The 21,529-nt window shown below is 71.8% G+C and carries 18 protein-coding genes and 2 pseudogenes; 10 read left to right on the top strand and 10 right to left on the bottom strand.

Going from position 1 to position 21,529, the window contains the following annotated elements:
• The first annotated feature begins 71 nt into the window (after positions 1-71).
• From pqqC to LRS74_RS30835, 4 genes are all read left to right on the top strand, one after another.
• Positions 72-830, top strand: a complete 759-nt coding sequence (gene pqqC / locus LRS74_RS30820) for a pyrroloquinoline-quinone synthase PqqC (protein ID WP_277744083.1) — start codon at positions 72-74, stop codon at positions 828-830.
• Positions 827-1,105, top strand: a complete 279-nt coding sequence (pqqD, locus tag LRS74_RS30825) for a pyrroloquinoline quinone biosynthesis peptide chaperone PqqD (RefSeq protein WP_277744084.1) — start codon at positions 827-829, stop codon at positions 1,103-1,105. The genes pqqC and pqqD overlap by 4 nt, the downstream gene beginning before the upstream one ends.
• Positions 1,102-2,199, top strand: coding sequence for a pyrroloquinoline quinone biosynthesis protein PqqE (pqqE, locus tag LRS74_RS30830; RefSeq protein WP_277744085.1), 1,098 nt, complete (start codon positions 1,102-1,104; stop codon positions 2,197-2,199). Before pqqD ends, pqqE begins: the two co-directional genes overlap by 4 nt.
• 340 nt (positions 2,200-2,539) lie before the next feature.
• Complete coding sequence (locus LRS74_RS30835; RefSeq protein WP_277745006.1) at positions 2,540-4,021, top strand: SDR family NAD(P)-dependent oxidoreductase; 1,482 nt, start codon at positions 2,540-2,542, stop codon at positions 4,019-4,021.
• Between the two features lie 130 nt (positions 4,022-4,151).
• Here the strand turns inward: LRS74_RS30835 and LRS74_RS30840 are convergent, their stop codons facing one another.
• The 3 genes from LRS74_RS30840 to LRS74_RS30850 all read right to left on the bottom strand — a co-directional run bounded on the left by LRS74_RS30840 (position 4,152) and on the right by LRS74_RS30850 (position 6,238).
• Complete coding sequence (locus LRS74_RS30840; RefSeq protein ID WP_277744086.1) at positions 4,152-4,967, bottom strand: SAM-dependent methyltransferase; 816 nt, start codon at positions 4,965-4,967, stop codon at positions 4,152-4,154.
• 144 nt (positions 4,968-5,111) lie between these two features.
• Positions 5,112-5,327, bottom strand: a complete 216-nt coding sequence (locus tag LRS74_RS30845) for a DUF397 domain-containing protein (RefSeq protein ID WP_144386104.1) — start codon at positions 5,325-5,327, stop codon at positions 5,112-5,114.
• Positions 5,328-5,380: 53 nt separating this feature from the next.
• Positions 5,381-6,238: a helix-turn-helix transcriptional regulator gene (locus LRS74_RS30850; RefSeq protein ID WP_277744087.1), complete on the bottom strand. Its 858-nt coding sequence runs from the start codon at positions 6,236-6,238 to the stop codon at positions 5,381-5,383.
• Between the two features lie 285 nt (positions 6,239-6,523).
• Between LRS74_RS30850 and LRS74_RS30855 the strand changes: the two genes are divergently transcribed.
• Both LRS74_RS30855 and LRS74_RS30860 read left to right on the top strand, forming a co-directional pair.
• Positions 6,524-6,934, top strand: coding sequence for an ATP-binding protein (locus tag LRS74_RS30855; RefSeq protein WP_277744088.1), 411 nt, complete (start codon positions 6,524-6,526; stop codon positions 6,932-6,934).
• Between the two features lie 99 nt (positions 6,935-7,033).
• On the top strand, positions 7,034-7,987 hold the full coding sequence (locus LRS74_RS30860) for a TAXI family TRAP transporter solute-binding subunit (RefSeq protein WP_277744089.1): 954 nt from the start codon (positions 7,034-7,036) through the stop codon (positions 7,985-7,987).
• A gap of 255 nt (positions 7,988-8,242) precedes the next feature.
• Here the strand turns inward: LRS74_RS30860 and LRS74_RS30865 are convergent, their stop codons facing one another.
• The 3 genes and pseudogenes from LRS74_RS30865 to LRS74_RS30875 form a co-directional block, all read right to left on the bottom strand.
• The gene (locus tag LRS74_RS30865; RefSeq protein ID WP_277744090.1) at positions 8,243-9,640 is read right to left on the bottom strand and encodes a HAMP domain-containing sensor histidine kinase; all 1,398 of its coding nucleotides are present in this window, start codon (positions 9,638-9,640) and stop codon (positions 8,243-8,245) included.
• Positions 9,641-9,768: 128 nt separating this feature from the next.
• A pseudogene (locus LRS74_RS30870) lies at positions 9,769-10,425 on the bottom strand (response regulator transcription factor); the annotation flags it as partial.
• A gap of 30 nt (positions 10,426-10,455) precedes the next feature.
• The gene (locus LRS74_RS30875; protein ID WP_277745007.1) at positions 10,456-11,811 is read right to left on the bottom strand and encodes an MFS transporter; all 1,356 of its coding nucleotides are present in this window, start codon (positions 11,809-11,811) and stop codon (positions 10,456-10,458) included.
• 581 nt (positions 11,812-12,392) lie between these two features.
• Here LRS74_RS30875 and LRS74_RS30880 point away from each other — a divergent pair.
• Positions 12,393-13,541, top strand: coding sequence for a serine hydrolase domain-containing protein (locus LRS74_RS30880; RefSeq protein ID WP_277744091.1), 1,149 nt, complete (start codon positions 12,393-12,395; stop codon positions 13,539-13,541).
• A gap of 246 nt (positions 13,542-13,787) precedes the next feature.
• On the opposite strand, the gene LRS74_RS30885 is transcribed toward LRS74_RS30880, so the two are convergent.
• Positions 13,788-14,450 carry a response regulator transcription factor gene (locus LRS74_RS30885; protein WP_277744093.1) on the bottom strand — a complete coding sequence of 221 codons (663 nt, stop codon included), beginning with the start codon at positions 14,448-14,450 and terminating at the stop codon, positions 13,788-13,790.
• The gene (locus LRS74_RS30890) at positions 14,425-15,597 is read right to left on the bottom strand and encodes a histidine kinase (RefSeq protein ID WP_277744094.1); all 1,173 of its coding nucleotides are present in this window, start codon (positions 15,595-15,597) and stop codon (positions 14,425-14,427) included. The genes LRS74_RS30885 and LRS74_RS30890 overlap by 26 nt, the downstream gene beginning before the upstream one ends.
• Before the next feature lie 175 nt (positions 15,598-15,772).
• Between LRS74_RS30890 and LRS74_RS30895 the strand changes: the two genes are divergently transcribed.
• Entirely contained in the window at positions 15,773-18,052 is a 2,280-nt protein-coding gene (locus tag LRS74_RS30895; protein ID WP_277744095.1) for an MMPL family transporter, read from the top strand.
• 32 nt (positions 18,053-18,084) lie between these two features.
• Positions 18,085-18,391: pseudogene (locus tag LRS74_RS30900) on the top strand (transposase); the annotation flags it as partial.
• Positions 18,392-18,397: 6 nt separating this feature from the next.
• Here LRS74_RS30900 and LRS74_RS30905 read toward each other — a convergent pair.
• Together LRS74_RS30905 and LRS74_RS30910 are read right to left on the bottom strand one after the other, a co-directional pair.
• The gene (locus tag LRS74_RS30905; RefSeq protein ID WP_277744096.1) at positions 18,398-18,733 is read right to left on the bottom strand and encodes a hypothetical protein; all 336 of its coding nucleotides are present in this window, start codon (positions 18,731-18,733) and stop codon (positions 18,398-18,400) included.
• Positions 18,734-19,329: 596 nt separating this feature from the next.
• On the bottom strand, positions 19,330-20,325 hold the full coding sequence (locus LRS74_RS30910) for an FkbO/Hyg5 family chorismatase (RefSeq protein WP_277744097.1): 996 nt from the start codon (positions 20,323-20,325) through the stop codon (positions 19,330-19,332).
• Positions 20,326-20,645: 320 nt separating this feature from the next.
• Here LRS74_RS30910 and LRS74_RS30915 point away from each other — a divergent pair, with 320 nt between their 5' ends.
• On the top strand, positions 20,646-21,362 hold the full coding sequence (locus LRS74_RS30915; protein ID WP_277744098.1) for an alpha/beta fold hydrolase: 717 nt from the start codon (positions 20,646-20,648) through the stop codon (positions 21,360-21,362).
• Positions 21,363-21,529 lie beyond the last annotated feature (167 nt).

A 21,529-nucleotide genomic window follows, 5' to 3' on the forward strand; every position in this document is an offset into this window, starting at 1 on the left:
GCGGAGAGGGCCGGGGAGAAGACCGCAAGGAGAGCCGGGGAGAGGACCGCGGAGAGGACCTGGGAGACGACATGAGCATCGGCTTCGAGGAGCGGCTCCGCGCCGTCGCGCGCGAGCACTACCACGACCGGCACCCCTTCAACGTACGGATGCACCAAGGCGAGCTCAGCCCCGCCGAGCTGCGCCGCTGGATCCTCAACCGCTTCCACTACCAGCGTCACATCCCGGTGAAGGACGCGCTGATCACCGCCAAGCTGGAGGCGCCCGCGCTGCGCCGGATGTGGGTGCGCCGGATCCAGGACCACGACGGCACGGTCGAAGGGGAGGGAGGCATCGAGCGCTGGCTGCGGCTCGGCGAGGCCGCGGGCGTCGAGCGGGACCGGCTGCTGTCCGGGGCGGAGGTGGCGCCCGGCGTCCGCCTCGCCGTCGCGGGATACGTCGACTTCTGTCGCCTCGGCAGCCCCCTGGAGGCCGTCGCCGCCTCGCTCACCGAGCTGTCCGCCCCGGACCTCATGCGCACCCGCGTCGACGCCTTCGAACGCCACTACCCCTGGATCGACCGCGCGGGGCTGCGCTACTTCCGCGAGCGCGTCGCCCAGGGCCGCCGGGACAGCCGAGAGGCGCTCGACCTGGTGCTGCACTGGGCCCGCACCCCCGCCGAGCAGGAGCGCGCGCTGGCGGCGCTGACCTTCAAGTGCGAGGTGCTCTGGGCGCTGCTGGACGCGGTGCAGCACGCCGGGACCGGGGCCCGTCCCATGGTCGGCGCCCCAGCCGGCGTCGGCGTCGGCGCCTGCTCCGGGGCCGAAGACCCGGAGGAGGGGGAGCCGTGACGGCCCCGCTCGCCGACACCGCGCCGTGGCGGCCCGTCCTGCCGCCCGCCGTCCTCCTCCGCCACGACCCGGTGCGCGGGGCCGAACTGCTGGTGCTGCCCGAGCGCGTCGTGGTGCTGCACGGCAGCGCCGGCAGCGTGCTGCGCCTGTGCGACGGCGTCCGCGAGGTCGCGGCCATCGTCGCCGAACTGGCCGCCCGCCACCCCGGCGCCCCGGTCGCGGGCGAGGTGCCCGCCTTCCTGGACCGGCTGCGCGCCCAGGGACTGCTGCGATGAGCGCCGACCGGGACCGGCCCTGGGCGATGCTCGCCGAGCTCACCCACGGCTGCCCGCTGCACTGCCCGTACTGCTCCAACCCGCTGGAGCTGGTCCGCCGCTCCCGTGAGCTGTCCACCGCGCAGTGGGTGGAGGTCATGCGGCAGGCGGGGGCGTTCGGGGTGGTGCACACCCACCTCTCCGGCGGCGAACCGCTGCTCCGTCCCGACCTGGTGGAGATCGTCGCCGCCGCGGAGCGCGCCGGGATCTACACCCAGCTGGTCACCAGCGGCACCGGACTCAGCCGGGACCGGCTCGGCCCGCTGTGCGACGCCGGGCTGCGCGCCGTCCAGCTGTCCGTGCAGCACGCCGACCCGGCCGCCTCGGACCGCATCGCCGGGCGCCGCTCCTCCTTCGCGGAGAAGGAGGAGGCGGCCGCCGCCGTGCGGGAGGCGGGTCTGCCGCTGGGCCTCAACGTGGTCCTGCACCGCGGCAACCTGGACGCCGTCGACGCCATCGTCGCGCTGGGCCTGGACTGGGGCGTGGACCGGATCGAGCTGGCCAACACCCAGTTCTACGGGTGGGCGCTGCGCAACCGGCCGGCCCTGCTGCCCACCCGCGAGCAGCTCGCGCGAGCCCGGGAGGACGTCGACCGATGCCGGGCGCGGCTGGCCGGCCGGCTCGACCTGGTGTGGGTGGTGCCCGACTACTTCGACGGCGAGCCCAAGCCCTGCATGGGCGGCTGGGGCGCGGTCTCGCTCACCGTCGCCCCCGACGGCCGGGTCCTGCCCTGCCCCGCCGCCGCCACCCTGCCCGGTCTGGACCCGCCCAGCATCCGCGACCACCCGCTGGACTGGATCTGGGACCACTCCACCGCCTTCAACCTCTACCGGGGCACCGACTGGATGGCCGCGCCGTGCCGCGGCTGCCCCCGCCGTGAGCAGGATCACGGCGGCTGCCGCTGCCAGGCGTACGCCCTCACCGGCGACCCCAACCGCACCGACCCGGCCTGCGCGCTCTCCCCGGACCACGCGCTGCTGCGCAGCCTGATCGATCCGGACCCGACCACGGCGGCCGCCACCCCACCCGCGTACGCCTACCGCAAGCCGGAATAGGCGAGGGGCCCCCTTTTTTTTGAGGGCTCGGTTCGCCTCCGGGCGCCTTAAGCGACTGCCGACAGTCGACCGTGCTCGCCTGCTCGTTCCTCACAGGCTCCGCGCGCTCTCCCTTTCGGCAGCCGCGCGCCCTTCGGTTCACTCGCCGGACCGCACGGGGCCGGAGTACGTCCGAGGCCGTGAGGCGGGGGCGCGCCCTTCGGCTCACTCGCCGGTCCCTGCGCGGTTGCAGCGCGAGCGCGGCGCTGAGGCGAGGGCCACAAAAGTTGGAGAACCGGCCCGCCCTTACATACCCTTCCCGAGGTTCCATGAAGACTCGAACATGAAAGCGGCTGTGGCGATGACGGTGACGGAAGACGGTCCGGCCGAGTGGGCGGACGCCGCCGAGGTGGCAGGCGTCGACCCGGAGCGGATGGCGGTCTGTCTCAGTGTGCTCGCCGAACTGGACCAGCTGCCGCTGGACCATCCCGACGCGATAGCGGTGCGGCGCGCCACCTCCCGCATCTACCGGACGGTGAAGCAGCGCCGCCGCCAGGAGCGACGTGCCGCCAAGACCGCGCACGACCGGGCGGTCACCGAGGCGACCGCGACCGGCGCCGCCGACCGGATCGACGACGAGACGCTGGGCCGCGCGCTGACCAGCTCGGTCACGACGGAGATCGCCGGCATCCTGGAGCGGCCGCGCTCCTGCTACACCTGCAAGGACCGGTACGTCGAGGTCGACGCCTTCTACCACCAGCTGTGCCAGTCCTGCGCCAAGGAGAACCGGGCACGGCGCGACGCCCGCACCGACCTCACCGGGCGGCGGGCGCTGCTGACCGGCGGCCGGGCCAAGATCGGGATGTATATCGCGCTGCGGCTGCTGCGTGACGGGGCGCACACCACCATCACCACCCGCTTCCCCAACGACGCCGTCCGCCGCTTCAAGGCGATGCCGGACAGCGCCGACTGGCTGCACCGGCTGAAGATCGTCGGCATCGACCTGCGCGACCCGGCCCAGGTGGTCGCGCTGGCCGACTCGGTCAGCGCGGCCGGTCCGCTGGACATCCTGATCAACAACGCGGCCCAGACCGTGCGCCGCTCCCCGCAGGCCTACGCCGAACTGGTCGCCGGCGAGTCGGCACCGCTGCCCGCCGGGGAGCTGCCCGAGTCGGTGGTCTTCGGCGCCTTCGGCAGCGGCGCGCAGGCCGCGCTGCCCGGCCCCGCCACGCCCCGGACGGGCGGGCTGACCGCGGACGACGTGGCGGCCCTGGCGCTGACCACCGGTTCCGCCTCGCTCGCCCGGATCGAGGCCGGCACCGCGATCGACGCGGGTGGTCTGGTGCCGGACCTGGCCCCGACCAACACCTGGATCCAGCGGGTGGACGAGGTCGACCCGGTGGAGCTGCTCGAAGTGCAGCTGTGCAATGAGACGGCGCCGTTCATCCTGGTCAGCCGGTTGCGCGCGGCGCTGGCCGGCTCGTCCGCGCGGCGCAAGTACGTGGTGAACGTCTCCGCGATGGAGGGCAAGTTCAGCCGCGGCTACAAGGGCGCGGGGCACCCGCACACCAACATGGCCAAGGCCGCGCTGAACATGCTGACCCGTACCAGCGCGCGCGAGATGTTCGAGTCCGACGGCATCCTGATGACCAGCGTCGACACCGGCTGGATCACCGACGAGCGGCCGCACCCGGACAAGATCCGACTGGCTGAGGCGGGCTTCCACGCCCCGCTGGACCTGGTCGACGGCGCGGCGCGGGTCTACGACCCGATCGTGCGCGGCGAGGACGGTGAGGACCTCTTCGGCGTCTTCCTCAAGGACTACGCGCCGACGGACTGGTGAGGCCGGTCGGGGCCGGACGACCGGCCCCGGGGAAACGCCGAAACGGCCGGAGCGAGGGCACCTCGCTCCGGCCGCCGTGTCGGTAGCCGTCGTCGGACGTCGTGTCGCCGGATCGGCGGGCGGACGCCGATCAGGGCTTGCGGGCCACGCCCGCCCAGAAGGACACCTCGGCGTCGGTCACGGTGGCCGCGGCCGCCTCGGCGTCGGGCTTCCAGCGGTGCGGCACCTCCACGCCGGGCTCCACCAGCTCCAGGCCGGTGAAGAACTCCTCGACCTCCTTCCGGGAGCGCACCTGGGCCGGGATGCCGCCCTGGCGGTAGATCTCCACGACCTTCTCCCAGGTCGCCGGGTCGAAGTCCGGCGTGCAGTGCGACAGCACCAGGTAGCTGCCGGAGGCCAGCGGCTCCAGCATCCGCTGGACGATCTCGTACGGCTCGAACTCGTCCGGCACGAAGTGCAGCAGTGCGTTTAGGGAGAGCGCGACCGGCTGGCTGAGGTCCAGGGTGTCGCCGAGCTCGGGAGCGGCCATGATGCGCTCCGGCTCGCGCACATCGGCCTGGATGTAGGAGGTGCGCCCCTGGGGGGTGGAGCGCAGCAGGGCCTGGGCGTGCGTCAGCACGATCGGGTCGTTGTCGGTGTAGACGATCCGGGCGTCGGGTGCCACCTGCTGCGCGACCTGGTGCAGGTTGGGCTCGGTGGGGATGCCGGTGCCGATGTCGAGGAACTGCCGGATGCCGGCCTCGGCGGCCAGCCAGCGGGTGGCGCGGTGCATGAACGACCGGTTGGTGCGGGCGCAGGTCTTGATGCCCGGGTAGACCTCGAGGACGTGGGCGGCGGCCTGGAGGTCCACCTCGTAGTGGTCCTTGCCACCGAGGTAGTAGTCGTACATCCGGGCCGGATGCGGCCTGCTGGTGTCTATCTGGCCGGGTGCGCCGTGGTCGGACATGCGGCCCTCCGTTCTGTTGTGCGCCGCGTGGTCGCTGGGGCGGCCGAAGTGGTCGGCTTCGGTGCGTGGTCGGGGTGGTGCGGTGGCGTGCTGCCGTGGGGGTGGTGCCGTGGGGTGCTGCGGGGATCGCGCCGCGTCGGGTCGCTAGGTGAGCAGGAAGTCGGCCGCTCCGGCCTTCGCTCCCTCGATGAACGTCTCGATCTCGTGGTAGGCGTAGATCAGCGCGGGGCCGTCGGGATCGGTGGACTGGCGCAGCGCCACCCGGCCGTCACCGAGCTTCATGACTTCGACGCAGCTACCGCCGTTGGGACCGCTCCAGGGCTTCTGCCAGCCTTCCGTGCCGAGTTCCCTGGAGGGCATGCCGTTGTAGATGTGTGCGAGGGGTGCCACATCGTGATCGTTGGGATCCACGGTCAGAGCTCCTTGCGAATCGCTCCGAGGTAGGCCTCGGTGTGGTGCACCGGAGTTGCTTGAGTGCACATCCGGTCGAGGGCCTCCAGATAGGTGGCCACATCGGCGCGTTGGTCGATGTAACCCGCGCCGGTCAGGCTTTCGCTGTAGACGATGTCCGGCAGTTCGGGGATGGCGAACCGGAACAGCTGGAAGGGGCCGAACATGCCCGGGTGGGGACCCGAGGTGAGCGTGATCACCTGGAGCGTGACATTCGGCCGCTCCAAGCTGTCGATCAGATGGTCGATCTGGCGACGCATCACCTCGGGGCCGCCGACGGGACGGCGCAGCACGGTCTCGTCGATCACGGCCCACAGGTGCGGGGCGCCCTCCTTGGTGAGCAGCGACTGCCGCTCCATGCGCAGCGCGACCCGACGGTCCAACTCCTGGTCGGTCGCGGTCGGGAAGCCGATACGGAGCAGCGCTCGGGCGTACTCCTCGGTCTGCAACAGCCCGGGGACGCAGTGCGGCTCGTACGCCCGGATGCGGACAGCCGCCTCCTCGAGGCTCACATACAGGCTGAACCACTCCGGCAGCACATCACGGAAGCGGTGCCACCAGCCCGGCCGGTTGGCCTCCTCGGCGAGGGCGAGGAAGGCGTCGATCTCCTCCCGCTCCACCCGGTAGGTCTGCAGTAGCTTCTCGACGTACGGGATCTTCAGGCCGACCTCGGCCTTCTCCATCCGGCGGACCGTCGTCTGGTTGACGTGCAGTGCCTTGGCGGCCTGGTCGTAGGAGACGCCCGCCTTCTCCCGCAGAGCGCGCAGCCGCATGCCGAGGACCATCTGCCCGACGGTCGGGGCAGACCGCGCTTCAGCCACGTCGTTCCTCCTCGGAGGGCCTGGATGCTCGGACGCCTTGGTGAGCCTTGATGACGGCATCAGTGTGCCACGATCGCCTTGGATCGAACAGACTGCGCTCGCTACTCTGCATTTTGCAGAACGCCTCTTGCCAACTTGCAGTGCCAGCAACGATAGTGAGGGAGCGGAGTGGTCCAACAAGGCCACGACGTCGAGGACTTGTAGCACCACCTGGTCCCACCCCACAGGTAGATGGAAGGCGAAACGGCCGTGGCACTACCTCAACGCACGACGATGGTCCGCTCCTTGCCCACCGGCGTCGTTGACGGCGACCGCCAGGAAAGATTCCATCTGCCCGCCCAGGGGACGTCCGTGGCCGCCGCGCGGCGACGGGTGCGGGCGCACGTGCCCGCATGGGGCTTCGGCGGCGACGTCTGTGACGCCGCCGAGCTGGTGGTCTCGGAACTCGTCACCAACGCGCTCGTACACACGGGGAGCGAGCGGATCCTGTGTGTCCTGCGCGCCGAAGAGCGGCTGCTGTACGTCGAGGTCGCCGACCAGGGCGGGGGACCGGTCGGACCCACGGCGCGGCACGCCGCCGCGGACGACGAGGGCGGACGCGGGCTGATGCTCGTGTGCGCCCTCGTCGACGCCTGGGGGGACCGCCGGACAGCCGGCGGGGGCCACGTGGTGTGGGCCCAGTTAGGAGCCGGCTGAGCGCCGGAGGGTTCGGGTGGCCGACCGCCGCGCTCCGCGGCGACCGGCGCGGCCGCGGCCACGCCTGGGCCCGCCGACGCGGGGTTCTACGATGTCCCCGTGTCAGCCCTCCCACGCCGCGGCCTCCTGGCTCTCCCCCTGGGCACCCTCCTGGCGGGCGGCGCGCTCACCGGGTGCACGGAGTCGGGGCCGCACGGAGCGGTCCGACTGGCGACGGGCCCCCGCGGCGGGCCGTACGCGATCTTCGGTAGCAGACTCGCCGACGAGGTGCGCAGCTCGCACGCACACCTCGGGGTGCGGGTGCTGACCACCGCGGCCAGCGTGGAGAACCTGCGGCTGCTCGGCGACGGACGCGCCGACCTCGCCCTCAGCCTCGCGGACAGCGCCGCGGACGCCGCCGCCGGACACGGGGTCTTCCCCCGGCGGCTGCCGGTCGCCGCGCTCGCCCGGCTCTACCTCAACTACCTCCACCTCGTGGTCCCCGCGCGCTCCGCGATCCGCACGCCCGCCCAGCTCGTCGGCCACACCGTCTCGATCGGCGCCGCCGAGTCCGGCACCTCGGTGACCGCCGAGCGGGTGTTGGAGACCGCCGGGGTGGACACCGACCGGGGCGTGCGGCTGGGGCTCGGCGCCTCCGTGACGGCACTGCGCTCCGGCGACGTCGCGGCCTTCTTCTGGTCCGGCGGCGCGCCCACCCAGGCCATCGCCGACCTCGCCCGACGCACCCCCGTACGACTGGTCCCCCTCGGCGACCTGGCGCCGGCGCTGCGCCGGACGTACGGCCCCGTCTACGAGGGTGTCGCCATCCCTGCCGGCGTCTACGACCAGCCCGGCCCCACCCCCACCGTGGCCACCCCCAGCTACCTCGTCTGCCGCACCGATCTGCCGGACGACGTGGTCCGTGCCGTCACCGGTGTGCTGTTCGCACGCCGGGACCGGCTCCCCGTCCCGGACGCCCCCGGCAGCCGCCTCGACGAGCGCTACGCGATCGGCACCGGCACCGTCCCACTCCACCCCGGCGCGGCCGGCTACTACCGCTCCGTGCACGGTTGAGGTGGCCTGTGAGGGTCGGGTCGCGGCGGCCGGCGCCAGGTCGCTGCCGGGAGGTCGTCGTGGTCGTGGGCGAAGTGGCGGGGTCGCCGGCCGGCTACTACCGCTCCGTGGAGGGGGAGCGAAGTGGCGGGGGTCGCCGGGCGGCTGCTAGCGCTCCGTGCACGGTTGAGGGGCCTGTGAGGGTCGGGCTGCGGTTCCGCACCAGGTCCGCTGCCGGGAAGCCTTGGTCGTGGGGCCGGGGGCGCCGGGCGGCTGCTAGCGCCGTGGCCGCGGTGGACCGGGTCTGGGCCCGTGGGGCCGCAGTTCCACCACCAGGCCGTGCGGGTGGGCGGGGAGCAGGGTGAGGGTGGAGTCGCTGGAGCGGGCCAGCTCGGCCGCGATCGCCAGACCCAGGCCGCTGCCCGGGACGTTGCCGTGGCCGGGGGAGCGCCAGAAGCGGCCGAGGGCCGCCGACCGCTGTTCGGCGTCGAGCCCCGGCCCGTCGTCGGCGATCCGCAGCACCCCCTCGCGCAGCGAGACGGTGACCGTCCCGCCGGGCGGGACGAACTTCGCCGCGTTGTCGAGCGCGATGTCGGCGATCCTGGCGGCCGCGGCGGGCAGCGCCGGTGGCGCCGCGGTGGACGGGGCGTCGCCCGGGGAGCGCATCGCCTCCCCGGTCTCCACCGCCACCTCCAGCGTCAGACCGCGCGCCGCGTACACCTCCCGCCAGCTCTCCAGTCGCCGTGGCAGCTCCGTCGCCGCGATCGGCTCAGGGGCGGTGGCGTCGGACTCGACCCGGGCCAGGGTGAGGAGGTCCTCCATCAGTCGGGCGAGGCGGTCGACCTCCGCCGACGCCTCGGCGAAGTCGGCCTCGCCGGAGGGGCGCAGATGCGGCTCCAGGTTCTCCAGCCGCAGCGAGAGCACCGTCAGCGGGGTGCGCAGCTCGTGCGAGGCGTCCGCGACGAAGGCGCGCTGCCGGTCCAGGGCGGCGGAGACGGCGTCGGCCATCGCGTTGAAGCGGCGCTCCAGCAGCCGCAGCTCGGCGGGGCCGTGGTCGGCGGCGCCGACCCGCGCGTCCATCCGGCCCTCGGCGATGGCGCGGGTGGTGGCGTCGAGCTCGGTGACCGGCCGCAGGATCCACCGGGCGAGCCGCCGCGCCGCGAACAGCGCGCAGCCCACCGCGACCACCGAGCCCGCCGCGATGGCCGCCCAGACCAGCGTCACCTCGTGCCGGGCGGTCGCGGTCGCCACCCGCATCACCACCACTCCCGACACCTGGGCGTCCCGCCCGGCCGGCTCCGCGACCACCGCCGCATCCGGGCCGAAGGGGGTGACCAGCGGCAGGCTTCCGGTGGTGCGGCCCGACAGCGCCCGCCGGGCGGCCGCCTCGTCCCAGGCGCCGTCGCCCGTGACCGGGGCGCCGTCACGGTCGCGGATCTCCACCGGGGTGCCGTAGAGCTCGGTGTAGCGCCGCACCTCCAGGGCGAGGCCCGTGGTGTCCCCGTCGCGGATCGCCTGGTCGGCGAGTTCCGCGAACCGGGTGGCGTCCGCCCGGCGCTCCAGCAGCAGCTGCCCGGTGCGGTGCGAGGAGTACGCGAGGGCGAACGGCACGGCGAGCGCGGTGACCAGGCAGGCGACCAGCACCGCGTAGACGCTCAGGATGCGCAGCCGCATCCGCCCGCCGTCCCGGTCTCCGGATCCATGGGCGTGGTCGCCGTGGGGCCGGCCGGCGCCGGCCCCGCCGTCTCCGGCTTCGGCCGTGGCTTCGGTTTCGGCTCCGGAGCCGAAACCGAGCCCACCGCCAGCCGGTAGCCCGTGCCGCGCAGCGTCTCGATCAGACCGGGGCGGCCGGTCTTGGCGCGGATACCGGCGATGTGGACGTCCAGCGAGCGGGAGGCCGACAGCAGCACATCGCCCCACACCGCGTCCAGGATCTCCTCCCGGCCGCGCACCACACCCGGCTCCCGGGCGAGCAGCGCCAGCACCTCGAACTCCCGGCGGGTCAGCTCCACCGGCCGGCCCGCCACCTCCAAGCGCCGCGTGGACAGGTCGATCCGGACCCCGCCCGCGGCCGTCACCACCACCGGACCCGGGGCGGCGAGCGGCCGGGTGCCGCGCCGCACCACCGCCTCCATGCGGGCGATCAGCTCGGCGGTACGGAAGGGCTTGACCAGATAGTCGTCGGCGCCGCCGCGCAGCCCGCGGAGCACGTCGCGCTCCTCGGTCCGCGCGGTGACGACGATGACCGGCACCGCGGAGACCCGCCGCAGCCGCCGCAGCGCCTCCAGGCCGTCCATGTCGGGCAGCCCCAGGTCGAGCAGGACGAAGTCGGCGCCGTCCTTCAGCCGCAGCGCGTCGTCGGCCCGCCCGGCGCGGACCACCTGGTGGCCGTGGCGGGCGAGCGACGCGGTCAGGGCGGCCGCCAGCCGGTCGTCGTCCTCGACCAGGAGAATGTGCATGGCGGTAAGGGTAAGTGGGTCCGGCCCAGGTCAGACAGGGGTCTTCGGGCTCACCTCGGGGGCCGCCTCCACCGGCCGGTCCGGGGTCAGGGCGGCGTCCCGGGTCTCCCGCATGGTCGCGTAGACGACCAGCGAGACGGCGGCGCAGCCGGACACGTACCAGTAGAAGCCGGACTCGGCGCCCGCGTTCTTGAACCAGAGGGCCACGTACTCCGCCGTGCCGCCGAACAGCGCGTTGGCGAGCGCGTACGGCAGCGCCACGCCCAGCGCCCGGACATGGGTGGGGAACAGCTCGGCCTTCACCACCGCGTTGATCGAGGTGTAGCCGGTGATGATCACCAGCGCGGCCAGCGAGAGCAGCAGCGCCCCGCCGAAGGAGCTGGTGTCGGAGAGGGTGCTCATGATGGGCACGGTGCCCAGCATCGAGCCGACGCCGAAGCTGATCAGCAGCGGGCGGCGCCCCACCCGGTCGGACAGCGCCCCGGCCAGCGGCTGGAGCAGCATGAACAGGAACAGCGCGCAGAAGCTGACCAGCGAGGCGTCGGACTTGCTCATCCCGGCGGTGTTCGACAGGTACTTGGTCAGATAGGTGGTGTACGTGTAGTACGCGACCGTGCCGCCCATCGTCAGCGCCATCACCAGCGCGAACTCCCTGCGGTGCTGGAGCAGCTGGCGGATGGTGCCGCGCTCGTGGCCCTCGGTGTCCCTGCCCTCCCCGGTGCCCTCGGCCGCCTCGTACGCCTCCGTCTCCAGCAGGTTGCGCCGCAGCCAGAAGACGACGGCCGCGCCGACGGTGCCGACGAGGAACGGGATGCGCCAGCCCCAGGAGTGCAGCGCGTCGTCCGACATGGTGTGCTGGAGCAGGATCTGCAGGCCGAGCCCGCACAGCTGACCCATGGTCATGGAGACGTACTGGAAGCTGGCGACGAAGCCGCGCCGGCCGGGGTTGGACGCCTCGGTCAGATAGGTGGCGCTGGCGGCGTACTCACCCCCGACGGAGAGGCCCTGGAGCAGTCGGGCCACCAGGAGCACGGCCGCGCCGGCGTAGCCGACCTGGTCGTACGTCGGCGCGACGGCGATCAGCAGGGCGCTCGCCGACATCAGGGTGACGGTGAGGGTGAGCGCCGCCTTGCGGCCGCGCCGGTCGGCGTAGCGGCCCAGCAGCCAGCCGCCGACCGGGCGCATGAAGAAGCCGACGGCGAAGATGCCGGCGGTGTTGAGCAGCTGGGCGGTGGCATCCCCCTTGGGGAAGAAGGCGCCGGCGAAGTAGGTCGCGAAGCTGGCGTAGACGAACCAGTCGAACCACTCGACGAGATTGCCGACCGAGCCGCCGATCACGGCCTTCCAGGGCGTGCGGCTGCTCGGCGCGGCGGGGGGTGTGGACACGGTCACGGGGCCCTCCTTCGACGTGCGGGACGCGGCCCGGCCTCCGCGAGCGGTGCGCGGAAGCGGTGCCGCAGCCCGCAGCCTCCGGTTTCGGGCCGGCTCCCGTACAGACTCCGGAGCGAGAGCTAACATCCGGTTAACACTGCCGGCGGATTCTCCGCTCCAGGAGACCGGCAGGGGCTCAGGACTCTCGGGCGGGTCTCAGGAGGTTCGAACGCGCCCCGTAGGGAGCGTTCTCCCAGTTCAGAGCGCTGCGCTGATTCGCCTCTGCTGGTAGGGCTCCCGGTCGGGCAAGCCCTTTTCGGCAAGTTGCGCACGCCGGAGGCGCTTCGCCAGGACCCCGCTCCGTCCCGGTTGGAACCGGACCGAGCCGGACCTTGGGGAGGGTTTTAGGGGGGTAACCCCCGGCACCGCCCTGACGACAGCACATCGGTACGTCAGGGGGAAAGCCGGATAGGCCGATCCCCCCCTCCGCTGGTGGGATGGTCACCGACCGCCGCCTCCGGGGCAACTCCGTCGCGGGCCACAGCCTGAGCGGTTCCTGAACGCGCGCGCAACCTGAACGCAGAGAAGGGGTCGTCATGCATGGGTTAAGAAGGCGTCGGCGAGGCCTGCTCGTCCTGACCAGCCTGGCCACAGCCGTCCTCGTCGCATCGACCGCGCCCACGGCGTCGGCGAAGCCGCGGTCGGCCGATCCGCTCCAACAGCAGGTGGAGGCGATCCACGACACCGGGACCGTCGGTGTGCAGGCCGAGGTGATGTCACCGGACGCACGCCACAGCGCGTACGCCGGGACGGCCGCGATGAACTCAAGGAGGCCGATGCCGCGGGACGGCAGGTATCGGATCGGCAGTGCCACCAAGACCTTCACCGCCACTGTTGTGCTCCAACTCGTCGGCGAGGGGCGAATGTCCCTGGAGGACACCGTCGAGCGGTGGCTGCCGGGAGTGGTCCGGGGCAACGGCAACGACGGCAGCCAGATCACCGTGCGGCAACTGCTGCAGCACACCAGCGGCATCACTGATGTCGGGCCGCAGATACCCGCGTTGACCAGTGCGGAAGGCTACCGGGTCGAACGGTTCCGCACGTACACCCCCGAGGAGTTGGTAAGGCTGGCGATGCAGCATCCTTCCAAGTTCTCCCCGGGCACTGACTGGTCGTACTCCAACACCAACTACGTTCTCGCCGCAATGATCATCCACAAGGTCACCGGCAGGAGTTGGGCACGGGAGGTGAAGGACCGGATCATCCGCCCCCTGGACCTGAGGGGCACCAGTACGCCCGGCGTCTTCCCGTCCATCCTGGGCCCGCACGCCGAGAGCTACGCCGCGTTCGGCACCGACACCGGCATCGACGTCACGGAGCTCAACTCGAGTATGGCCGTCGGCTCCGGCTCGATCATCAGCACTGCGCACGACCTGAACCGGTTCTACGCCGCGCTGCTCGGCGGCCGTCTGCTGGCTCCGGCGCAGCTCGACGAGATGACGACCACCATGCGCGCGCCCGAGCTGGGCGTGAGGTATGGACTCGGTCTTGCCGAGATTCCGTTGCCCTGTGGCGGCAGCTACTTCGGCCACCGAGGCGAACTCCTCGGCTATGTCACCTGGGCTGGCGCCACCCGAGACGGGACCCGGACCGCCGTGGTGTACGTCACCAGTGACGGCGGCCAGGACACCCAGCAGGCCATGATCACACTCGTGGGTCAGGAACTGTGCGGGACCCGCTCCTAGCGCGCGCATCGAGTCGTGATCATCCGGTGGTCCTGGTGAGGTCTTTGATCCAGATCATCGAGGCGTGCAGGTGGAGACTGGCGAGGTAGCTGACGGGAGTCTTGTCGTATCGGGTGTCTCACCGTCCCAGTTCCGGCCTCCTGGTACGTCACGCTCTGGGGCGGGTGAGGCACGTGGAGCCGACGTGAGCCGACCGGTGCACTGACGTCCGGGCGGGGACTCATGGGACATGGCCCGGCACCCGGCTCAGGTTCCGGGGAGGATACGGCGCGTTTCGTAGGCCCACATCGCGATCTCGACCCGGTTGCGGGCGCCGAGTTTGGCCATCAGGCTGGCCAGATGCGTCTTCACCGTGCTGAGGCTGATGTGCAGCGCATCGGCGATCTCGGTGTTGGTCAGCCCGCGAGCGACGGCGAGGAGCACCTGTTCCTCGCGGGCGGTGACGGGGGAGACCGGCTGGGCCACGGGCCGGCCGGCGGGCAGGTCCGCGAATGCCTGGAGCAGACGGACGGTGACGCTGGGCGCGATCAGCGCTTCACCGTCGGACGCCGACCGTACGGCCTGCGCCAGAAGGTCCGGTCCCGTGTCCTTGAGGAGGAATCCGCGGGCGCCGGCACGCAGTGAGCCGTAGACGTACTCGTCGAGGTCGAACGTGGTGATGACGACCACGGCCAGCGGGTCGGCGACGCCCGGGCCGGCGACCAGCCGGGTGGCCTCTAGCCCGTCGAGCACGGGCATGCGGATGTCGAACAGGCAGACGTCGGGGCGTAGTCCGCGGGCCAGGCGCACCGCTTCCCGCCCGTCGGCGGCCTCGCCGACCACCTCGATGTCGGGCTGGGCGTTCAGCATGATCCGCAACCCGGTGCGGATGATCGTCTGGTCGTCAGCGACGAGGACGCGAATGGACACCGTTCTCGCTCCTCGCTCTCGGCAGTTCGGCTTCGACATGCCAGCCCCGGTCGGTACCCGGGCCGGCTCGTAGTGTGCCGCCGAGCAGCGTCGCGCGCTCGCGCAGTCCGGTAAGTCCGTATCCGTCGCGACCCCGGCCGGTGCGCCGGCCGTTGTCGCGCACGCTCACCCGTACCGTGTGCCGTTCCGCGGCGACCCGAACGACGAGCTCGGTCGCGTCGACCGCATGGCGCAGCGCGTTGGTCACCGACTCCTGCACGATCCGGTAGACGGCCGCGTCCACGGCCGGGGGCAACGTGTCCAGTTCGCCGTCGAGCCCCAGGTCGACCCTGAGGCGACCACCCGGGGTGCGCACCAGGCGCTCCAGATCCGCGACTCCGGCAGGGGGCGCCAGCTCGGCGCCGACCCCGCGGTCGCGCAGCGTGGCGACCATGGCGCGCATTTCCTCCAGCGTGCGCGCCCCTTCCTCCTCGACCCCCTCCAGCGCCTTGACGGCGGCGGACGGGTCGGCGCCCGCGAGCACCCCGCCCGCCTGGGCGATGATCACCATGGCCGACACGTGGTGGGCCACCGTGTCGTGCAGTTCCCGGGCGAGCTGCTCGCGCTCGCGGGACCGCACTTGCTCCAACTGCCGCTCGCGAGCGGTCACCCAGAACCGCACGGCAGCCCCGAACACGCCGGGCAGCAGCAGGAAGACGAAGCCCACGACGTTCTCGACGACCGGCGTCTCGTCCGTGACGGAACACAGCGCGCCGGCCGCGAGGATCACCGCGCCGCCCAGCCCGATCTCCCGTCCCGATCCCCACCGGGGCAGCGCGTACACCAGCACGAGCACGACCGCGCCGGTGTACAGGCCGACGGGCTCGCGCGGAGCGGCGACCAGCGAGGCCACCTGGAGCAGGATCACCGAGCCGAACGCCAGCGTGACCATCGCCAGCGGGCGGGTCCGGCGCCACAGGGGCAGCAGGCACAGCCATACGGTGAACACCACCGCCACCGGCCGCCACACGACGTTCTCGCGCAGGATGGCCTCCAGCACCACACCGCCCAGGCCCGCGGCGAGCACCCCCCAGTCCCGCCACACCCGGGCCGGAGGGGCGGGCGGCCGGGGTTCGGTCCACAGGGTTCGCAGGTCGTCTCGGAGCACGCTTCTCAGCCTAGGGACCGCGGCGTGCCGCGCATCGGCCGAAAGGACGGTTCGTCGCTCCGCCCTGGGGCCGACGGATCCGCGGCCCGCGGGCCGATGCCGCGGAGCGCCGTGGCGACGAGCCTCGGCATCGGCGGCCGTACAAGGACGGCCGACGAGGTGGTTGGAGGACCCGATGCTCTCGAAAGCCCTGTTGCGCCTGGGCGCAAGCGCCGCCCGCCATCCCTGGCGGGTGATCGCGGCATGGCTGATCGCCGCCACGCTTGCCGTCCTCGCCGCGATCGCCATCGGCGGGCGGACCGCGGACTCGATGACCGCTCCGGGACTGGACTCCCAACGGGCCGCGCAACTGATCGAGCGGGCCGGCACGGGCCAGGAGGGGATGACCGCCCAAGTCGTCGTCGCCCCCCTCGACGACGGTGCGACGTTCTTCGACCACGGCAGCGCGCGCACCGCTCTCACGCGGCTGCAGACCGAGGTGCAGCGGCTGCCGCACGTGCTCGGCACGAGCGACCCGGCGGGGGCACTCGACGCACGCGGGGACACCGCCGTGCGCGGCGGCCTTGTCTCGGCCGACGGGCGGATCGCGGTCGTCCGGGTGCAGTACCCCGACCAGAGCCGGCTGTCGGCCGAAGACCTCGACGCCCTCGTCGATCTCGGCGACCGGCTGCGCGCCGAACTGCCCCTGCGCATCGAGATGGGCGGGAGCCTCTTTTACGCCTTCTCCGACCCCGACGGCGGCGCAAGCGAGCTGATCGGCATCCTCGCCGCGGCCGCGATCCTGTTCCTGGCGTTCGGTTCGCTCGTCGCCGCCGCGCTGCCGATCGGCATGGCGGTCTTCGGGCTGACCATCGGAGTTGCCACGATGACGGTACTGGCGGGGGTGACGGATGTCCCGACCTTCGCCCCCGTCCTGGGCAGCATGGTCGGGCTCGGAGTGGGCATCGACTACGCGCTGTTCGTGCTCGCCAGGCACCGGGAGTACCTCGCGCGCGGGCTCGATCCCCACGAGGCGGCGGGGCGAGCGGTGGCCACGGCGGGGAGGCCCGTGGTCTTCGCCGGCGGCGTCGTCATCGTATCGATCCTCGGCCTGGCGGTCGCGAACGTGCCGTTCATGACGGTGGGCGGGCTCGCCGTCTCGATCGTCGTTCTGACCATGGTGGTCGCGTCGGTGACGCTGCTGCCGGCCTTCCTCGGCGCCGCCGGCCCACGCCTGGCCCGGGCCGGCCGGATCGGCCGGGCTCTGCAGACCAGGAAGCTGGGCCGACTCGCACGGCGGCGGGACCCGGCGGCGGACGCCGCCCCCGCCGCCGGGTGGCGGCGCTGGATCGGGCACGTCAGCCGGCACCCGGTGCTGTACGCGATCGGCGCGGCGGGGCTGTTGCTGACCGCGACGCTGCCCGTGCTCGGCCTGCGCGTCGGCCTGCCCGACGACGGCTCACTGCCCCACAGCCGTACCGAGCGCCGCGCCTACGACCTCGTCGCCGAGGGGTTCGGCCCGGGCACCAACGGTCCCCTCGTCATCGCCGCGGACCCCGCCGGTGATCCGGGAGTGCTGGACCGACTCGTCGGGGCGGCCGCGGCGGATCCGGGCATCGCATCCGTCGCGCCGACGCACATCGATCGGGTCACCGGCATCGCGACCCTCGTGGTGTTCCCGACCAGCAGCCCTCAGGACAAGGCCACGGCCGACACCATCGCCCGGCTGCGCACCGACGTGCTGCCCACGGCGATCGGGCACGGCCCGGCCAGGGCCCACGTCGGCGGCGCCGCCGCGAGCCTGTCCGATGTGGGCCAACGCACCAGCCAACGCCTGCCGGTGTTCGTCGCTGCCGTGCTGGCGATGTCGTTCCTGCTGCTGATGCTGGTCTTCCGCTCGATAGTCGTACCGCTCAAGGCGGTACTGCTGAATCTGCTGAGTATCGGCGCGGCCTACGGCATCATGGTCGCGGTCTTCCAGTGGGGCTGGGGAGGCGCACTCATCGGGCTGGAAGCGACGGTTCCGATCGTGTCGTTCATCCCGATGTTCCTCTTCGCCATCCTGTTCGGCCTGTCGATGGACTACGAGGTGTTCCTCCTCTCCCGCGTACGCGAGGAGTACCTGCGCACCGGCGACAACGGCACGGCGATCGTCGAGGGCGTCTCGGGCACCGCCCGGATCATCACCTCGGCCGCCCTCATCATGGTGGCGGTCTTCCTGTCCTTCGCCGTCGCCGAGGACCCCTCCACCAAAATGTTCGGGCTCGGCCTGGCCACCGCGATCTTCATCGACGCCACGGTCGTACGCATGGTGCTGGTACCGGCGACCATGACACTCCTCGGCCGGACCAACTGGTGGCTGCCGAGGTGGCTGGACCGGATGCTTCCCCGCGGCCCGGTCGGTACCGACGGCACCGACGGCACCGACGCGGAATCCACGGGTGAGGCTCCGCGTCCACGGCTGGTTGACCGTTGACTCAACTCCTGCCCGCCCCTGGCGTCGGCACCTTCCCGACCGCCGGCCACCTCGCCGCCTACGCCGGACTCGCCCCGGCAACCCGCAGCTCGGGCTCCTCGATCCGCGGCGAACAACCGTCCCGCAGAGGAAACAAGCAGCTCAAACGGGCCTTCTTCCTCTCACGCGTTCGCCGCCCTGGGCGACCCGGCATCCAGGGCCTACTACGACAAGAAGATCGCCCAAGGTAAACACCACACCCAGGCCCTGCTCTGCCTCGCCCGACGCCGGGCCGACGTCCTCTTCGCAATGCTCCGCGACGGAACCTTCTACGAGTCCCGGCCTACCGCAGTGGCATGAGATCGCTCACGAGTCGCGCTGCATGGACGTCGAGAGGGGCGACTCGCAGTCGAAATCGAAAGTCTCTACGGCGGCGTCAGCGGGGAAGTCCGGGTGGTCGTGCCAGATTCCAGCCAAGGCGACCAGCAGGTTCCACGAGGCGGTTGCATGCAGCTCCGTCTCCCCTGAGTGCTCAGCCGGAGAGTTTCGGTGGAAGATCACCGCCGCGATCTGTTTGTTCGCGGCCAGGCGCAGGGCTGCGGCCGTGCGGCGGGCTTCGCCTTGAAGCGGAGCGGTTTCGGGGATGCGTGCCGACACGAAGCTGGCCAGCCGTGCGACCTGGTCCTCAGTGATCCGTTCCACTCATACCCCCTGCGGCTAGCACCCTATTCATCTGCGACGGCAACTATCGCACCGGGCTGACACCGCCATGGGCGACGGGAGGCCCAGACAGCTTGACCAAAGAGATAGGGGCAGGCACCCCCCCAAGCTCCGGGCCGCGGCACCTACCGGATGCCACCCGGCGACGACCTCGGCACGGATGCCGGGTCGGCCCGACACGGGCTTCGCAGTTGGCGGTTCTCTACTGTCGAGCGGCTCGCGGCCATCGCTCGAGGAGGTGAGGCTGGTACCCCTGACGCGGCGGTGGCCAGCCTGGTGGTCAGCGCCGGCCCCGCGTGCGGCGGGCTCGCGGTCGGCAATGGGGGACTTCGGACAGCCACGGCCTTCGCGAGCGGTAAGGGGTGGCATGACGGCCCCGCCGGTGTCCACTGTCGGGGACTCGGCGGGGCCCTGGAGCATGGGGAGGATCTTGGGGAGGGGGGAACCCTCCCCATGGTGTGTTCTCCCAGGTGACTGCGTCGCCCTGATGCTCCATCCGGTTGACAGCCGGCGGATTTCTCTCTCCGGGAGACCGGCAGGGGTCCGGGCGGACAGGCCGCCTACCCGGGCCGCGGGCACTACGCGATGATGCCCTCGATCTCGACGAGGAGGTCGGCGCGGCAGATGTCGACGTTGAAGTAGGCGATGTCGACCGGGTCCGGGAAGGCATCCTGGCACGCCTCGCGGACCTGCGGCATGTCGTCCAGGTGCCGGACGTAGACCTTCACCTGGGTCAGGTCGGACAGCTCATGGCCCCGGGCGATGCCGTGCTCCTGGAGGTTCCGGTCGCCGATGAGGTGCTCGATGTTCTCCAGCGCCACCCGGCACTGCTTGTCGATGCTGTCGGAGTGGACCGTCTGGTGGCCGAGGATGGCCGCGGTGCCGGAGACGTAGAGGTGCGCCGCACCGGCCTCGGCGTCACGCGGCGTCAGATGGGTGGCCCGGGCGAAGCTCGGCGACTTCGGCCCGTACTGCTCCGGGTAGTTGTAGGCCGGGATCTGGCGGGTGTTCTCGATGTTGACCCGGGCTCCGGTCCGGGAGGCCAGGAAGTAGAAGGCGACGCCCTCCCCGCGGGAGCCGATGCCGGTGGCCGAGGGCATGTCCCGGCCCTCGGCCGCGTAGCTCTCGAACGCCTCGGCGCGGCCCCGGCAGAAGTCCTGGTAGATCTCGAGCCCCTCGGCGTTCGGCTCATTGATCCGGCCGATGAGATTCCACATCCGGAAGATGCTGGGGTAACCGAGCCGCTCGACCAGCTCGAAGACCGCCGTGTAGGCGGCTCGGGTCGCATCGGTGTACGTGTCCTGCCCGGGTATGTAGCCGGCGCAGAACAGATAGTCGTCGGTATACCCGTACACCAGGCCGTTCTCGGTGCCCGTGCGGACGGGCTGGTCCACCGTCCACCGCTCGGTGCGGACCTCCGTCTCGTCGGCCGCCATGTGCGTGGGGAGCACCGGCACGCCCTCGAGCACAAGCGGATTCGAGCCCTCCAGTCCGTATGTGACCTCCCCGAGGACGAAGCGGCCAGACTGGTTCTCGGGCAACTGGCCGGGGACGATGTAATCGCATCGCAGCATAGGGAACTCCAACGCGCCGCAGATCACGGCTTGGTGATGAGGGACCAGATAATTGCGGGAAGAATGCGTAGGAATACGCAGAGTGAAGGCTGGCCGGGGGAGCGGGTCGGAGGGTCGCCGCGCGACGCATGCCGATCCGTGCCAACGGCCCCACCATACGTCAGTACTTCTCTAGGCGACTTGCCTTCTGTGATCGGGTCGACATTGAAGCTTCCTGACGGGTTTTCGTAGGCTACCGACTCAGCCCAGCTTGGAGGAAGAGAAGCCAGATGCCCGCTAACGACGCCCGAAAAAGCGCCTGGATACAGGGATTTGGCTCCATGTCTTCCGGCGATGTTCGCCTGGTTTGTCTCCCGCACGCCGGAGGCTCGGCGAGTTTCTACCACCCGTTCTCGCGATTGCTGCCGTCCGCCGTGGAGATGCTGGCCATCCAGTACCCGGGACGTCAGGACCGGCGCCTCGAGCCCTGCATCGTGGACTTGAGGGAACTCGCGGACCGTGTGCTTGAGGAGCTGCGGCCGTACATCGGTCAGCCCCTCGCCCTGTTCGGTCACAGCATGGGCGCGACCCTGGCGTTCGAGGTGGCCCGCCGCCTTGAGGAGCAGGACACCCCGCCGACGCACCTGTTCGTCTCCGGCCGGCGCGCGCCGTCCCGCTCCCGCCACGAGGACGTGCACCTGCGTGACGACGCGGGCCTCATCGCCGAGCTGGCGGAACTCAGCGGAACCGACACCCGGCTCCTCGAGGACGAGGAGATGCGGCGCATGGTCCTGCCCGCCCTGCGCGGCGACTACACGGCAGCCGAAACCTATGTCTACCAGCCCGGACCGCCGCTGGCGTGCCCCGTGACCATGATCACAGGAGACGCCGACCCCAGGGTGGACCGGGACGAGGCCGAGGCGTGGGAGAAGCACACGACCGGTCCGTTCGAGCTGCTGACCTTCCCGGGCGGCCACTTCTACCTCAGCGACCAGCGCGCGGAGGTCGCCCAGGCCGTGGCCGCCAGGCTGCTGCCCGGCCTCCCCACGGACCACTGAGCCGCCCGGCGCCCGCCCGCCGAGCCGAGGCGCTGTCAGGTCGCCGCGTACGCTGGGGACCTGACGGTGACCGGTCGAATTCCAGTCGGCCGGGAGAGGTACACTGCCGAAACGCACGTGCAAAGTGCTGAAGTTATTGTTGGTCGCGGGGGTGGCGACAGCACGAC

The sequence above is a fragment of the Streptomyces sp. LX-29 genome, assembly GCF_029541745.1.
GTDB lineage: Bacteria > Actinomycetota > Actinomycetes > Streptomycetales > Streptomycetaceae > Streptomyces.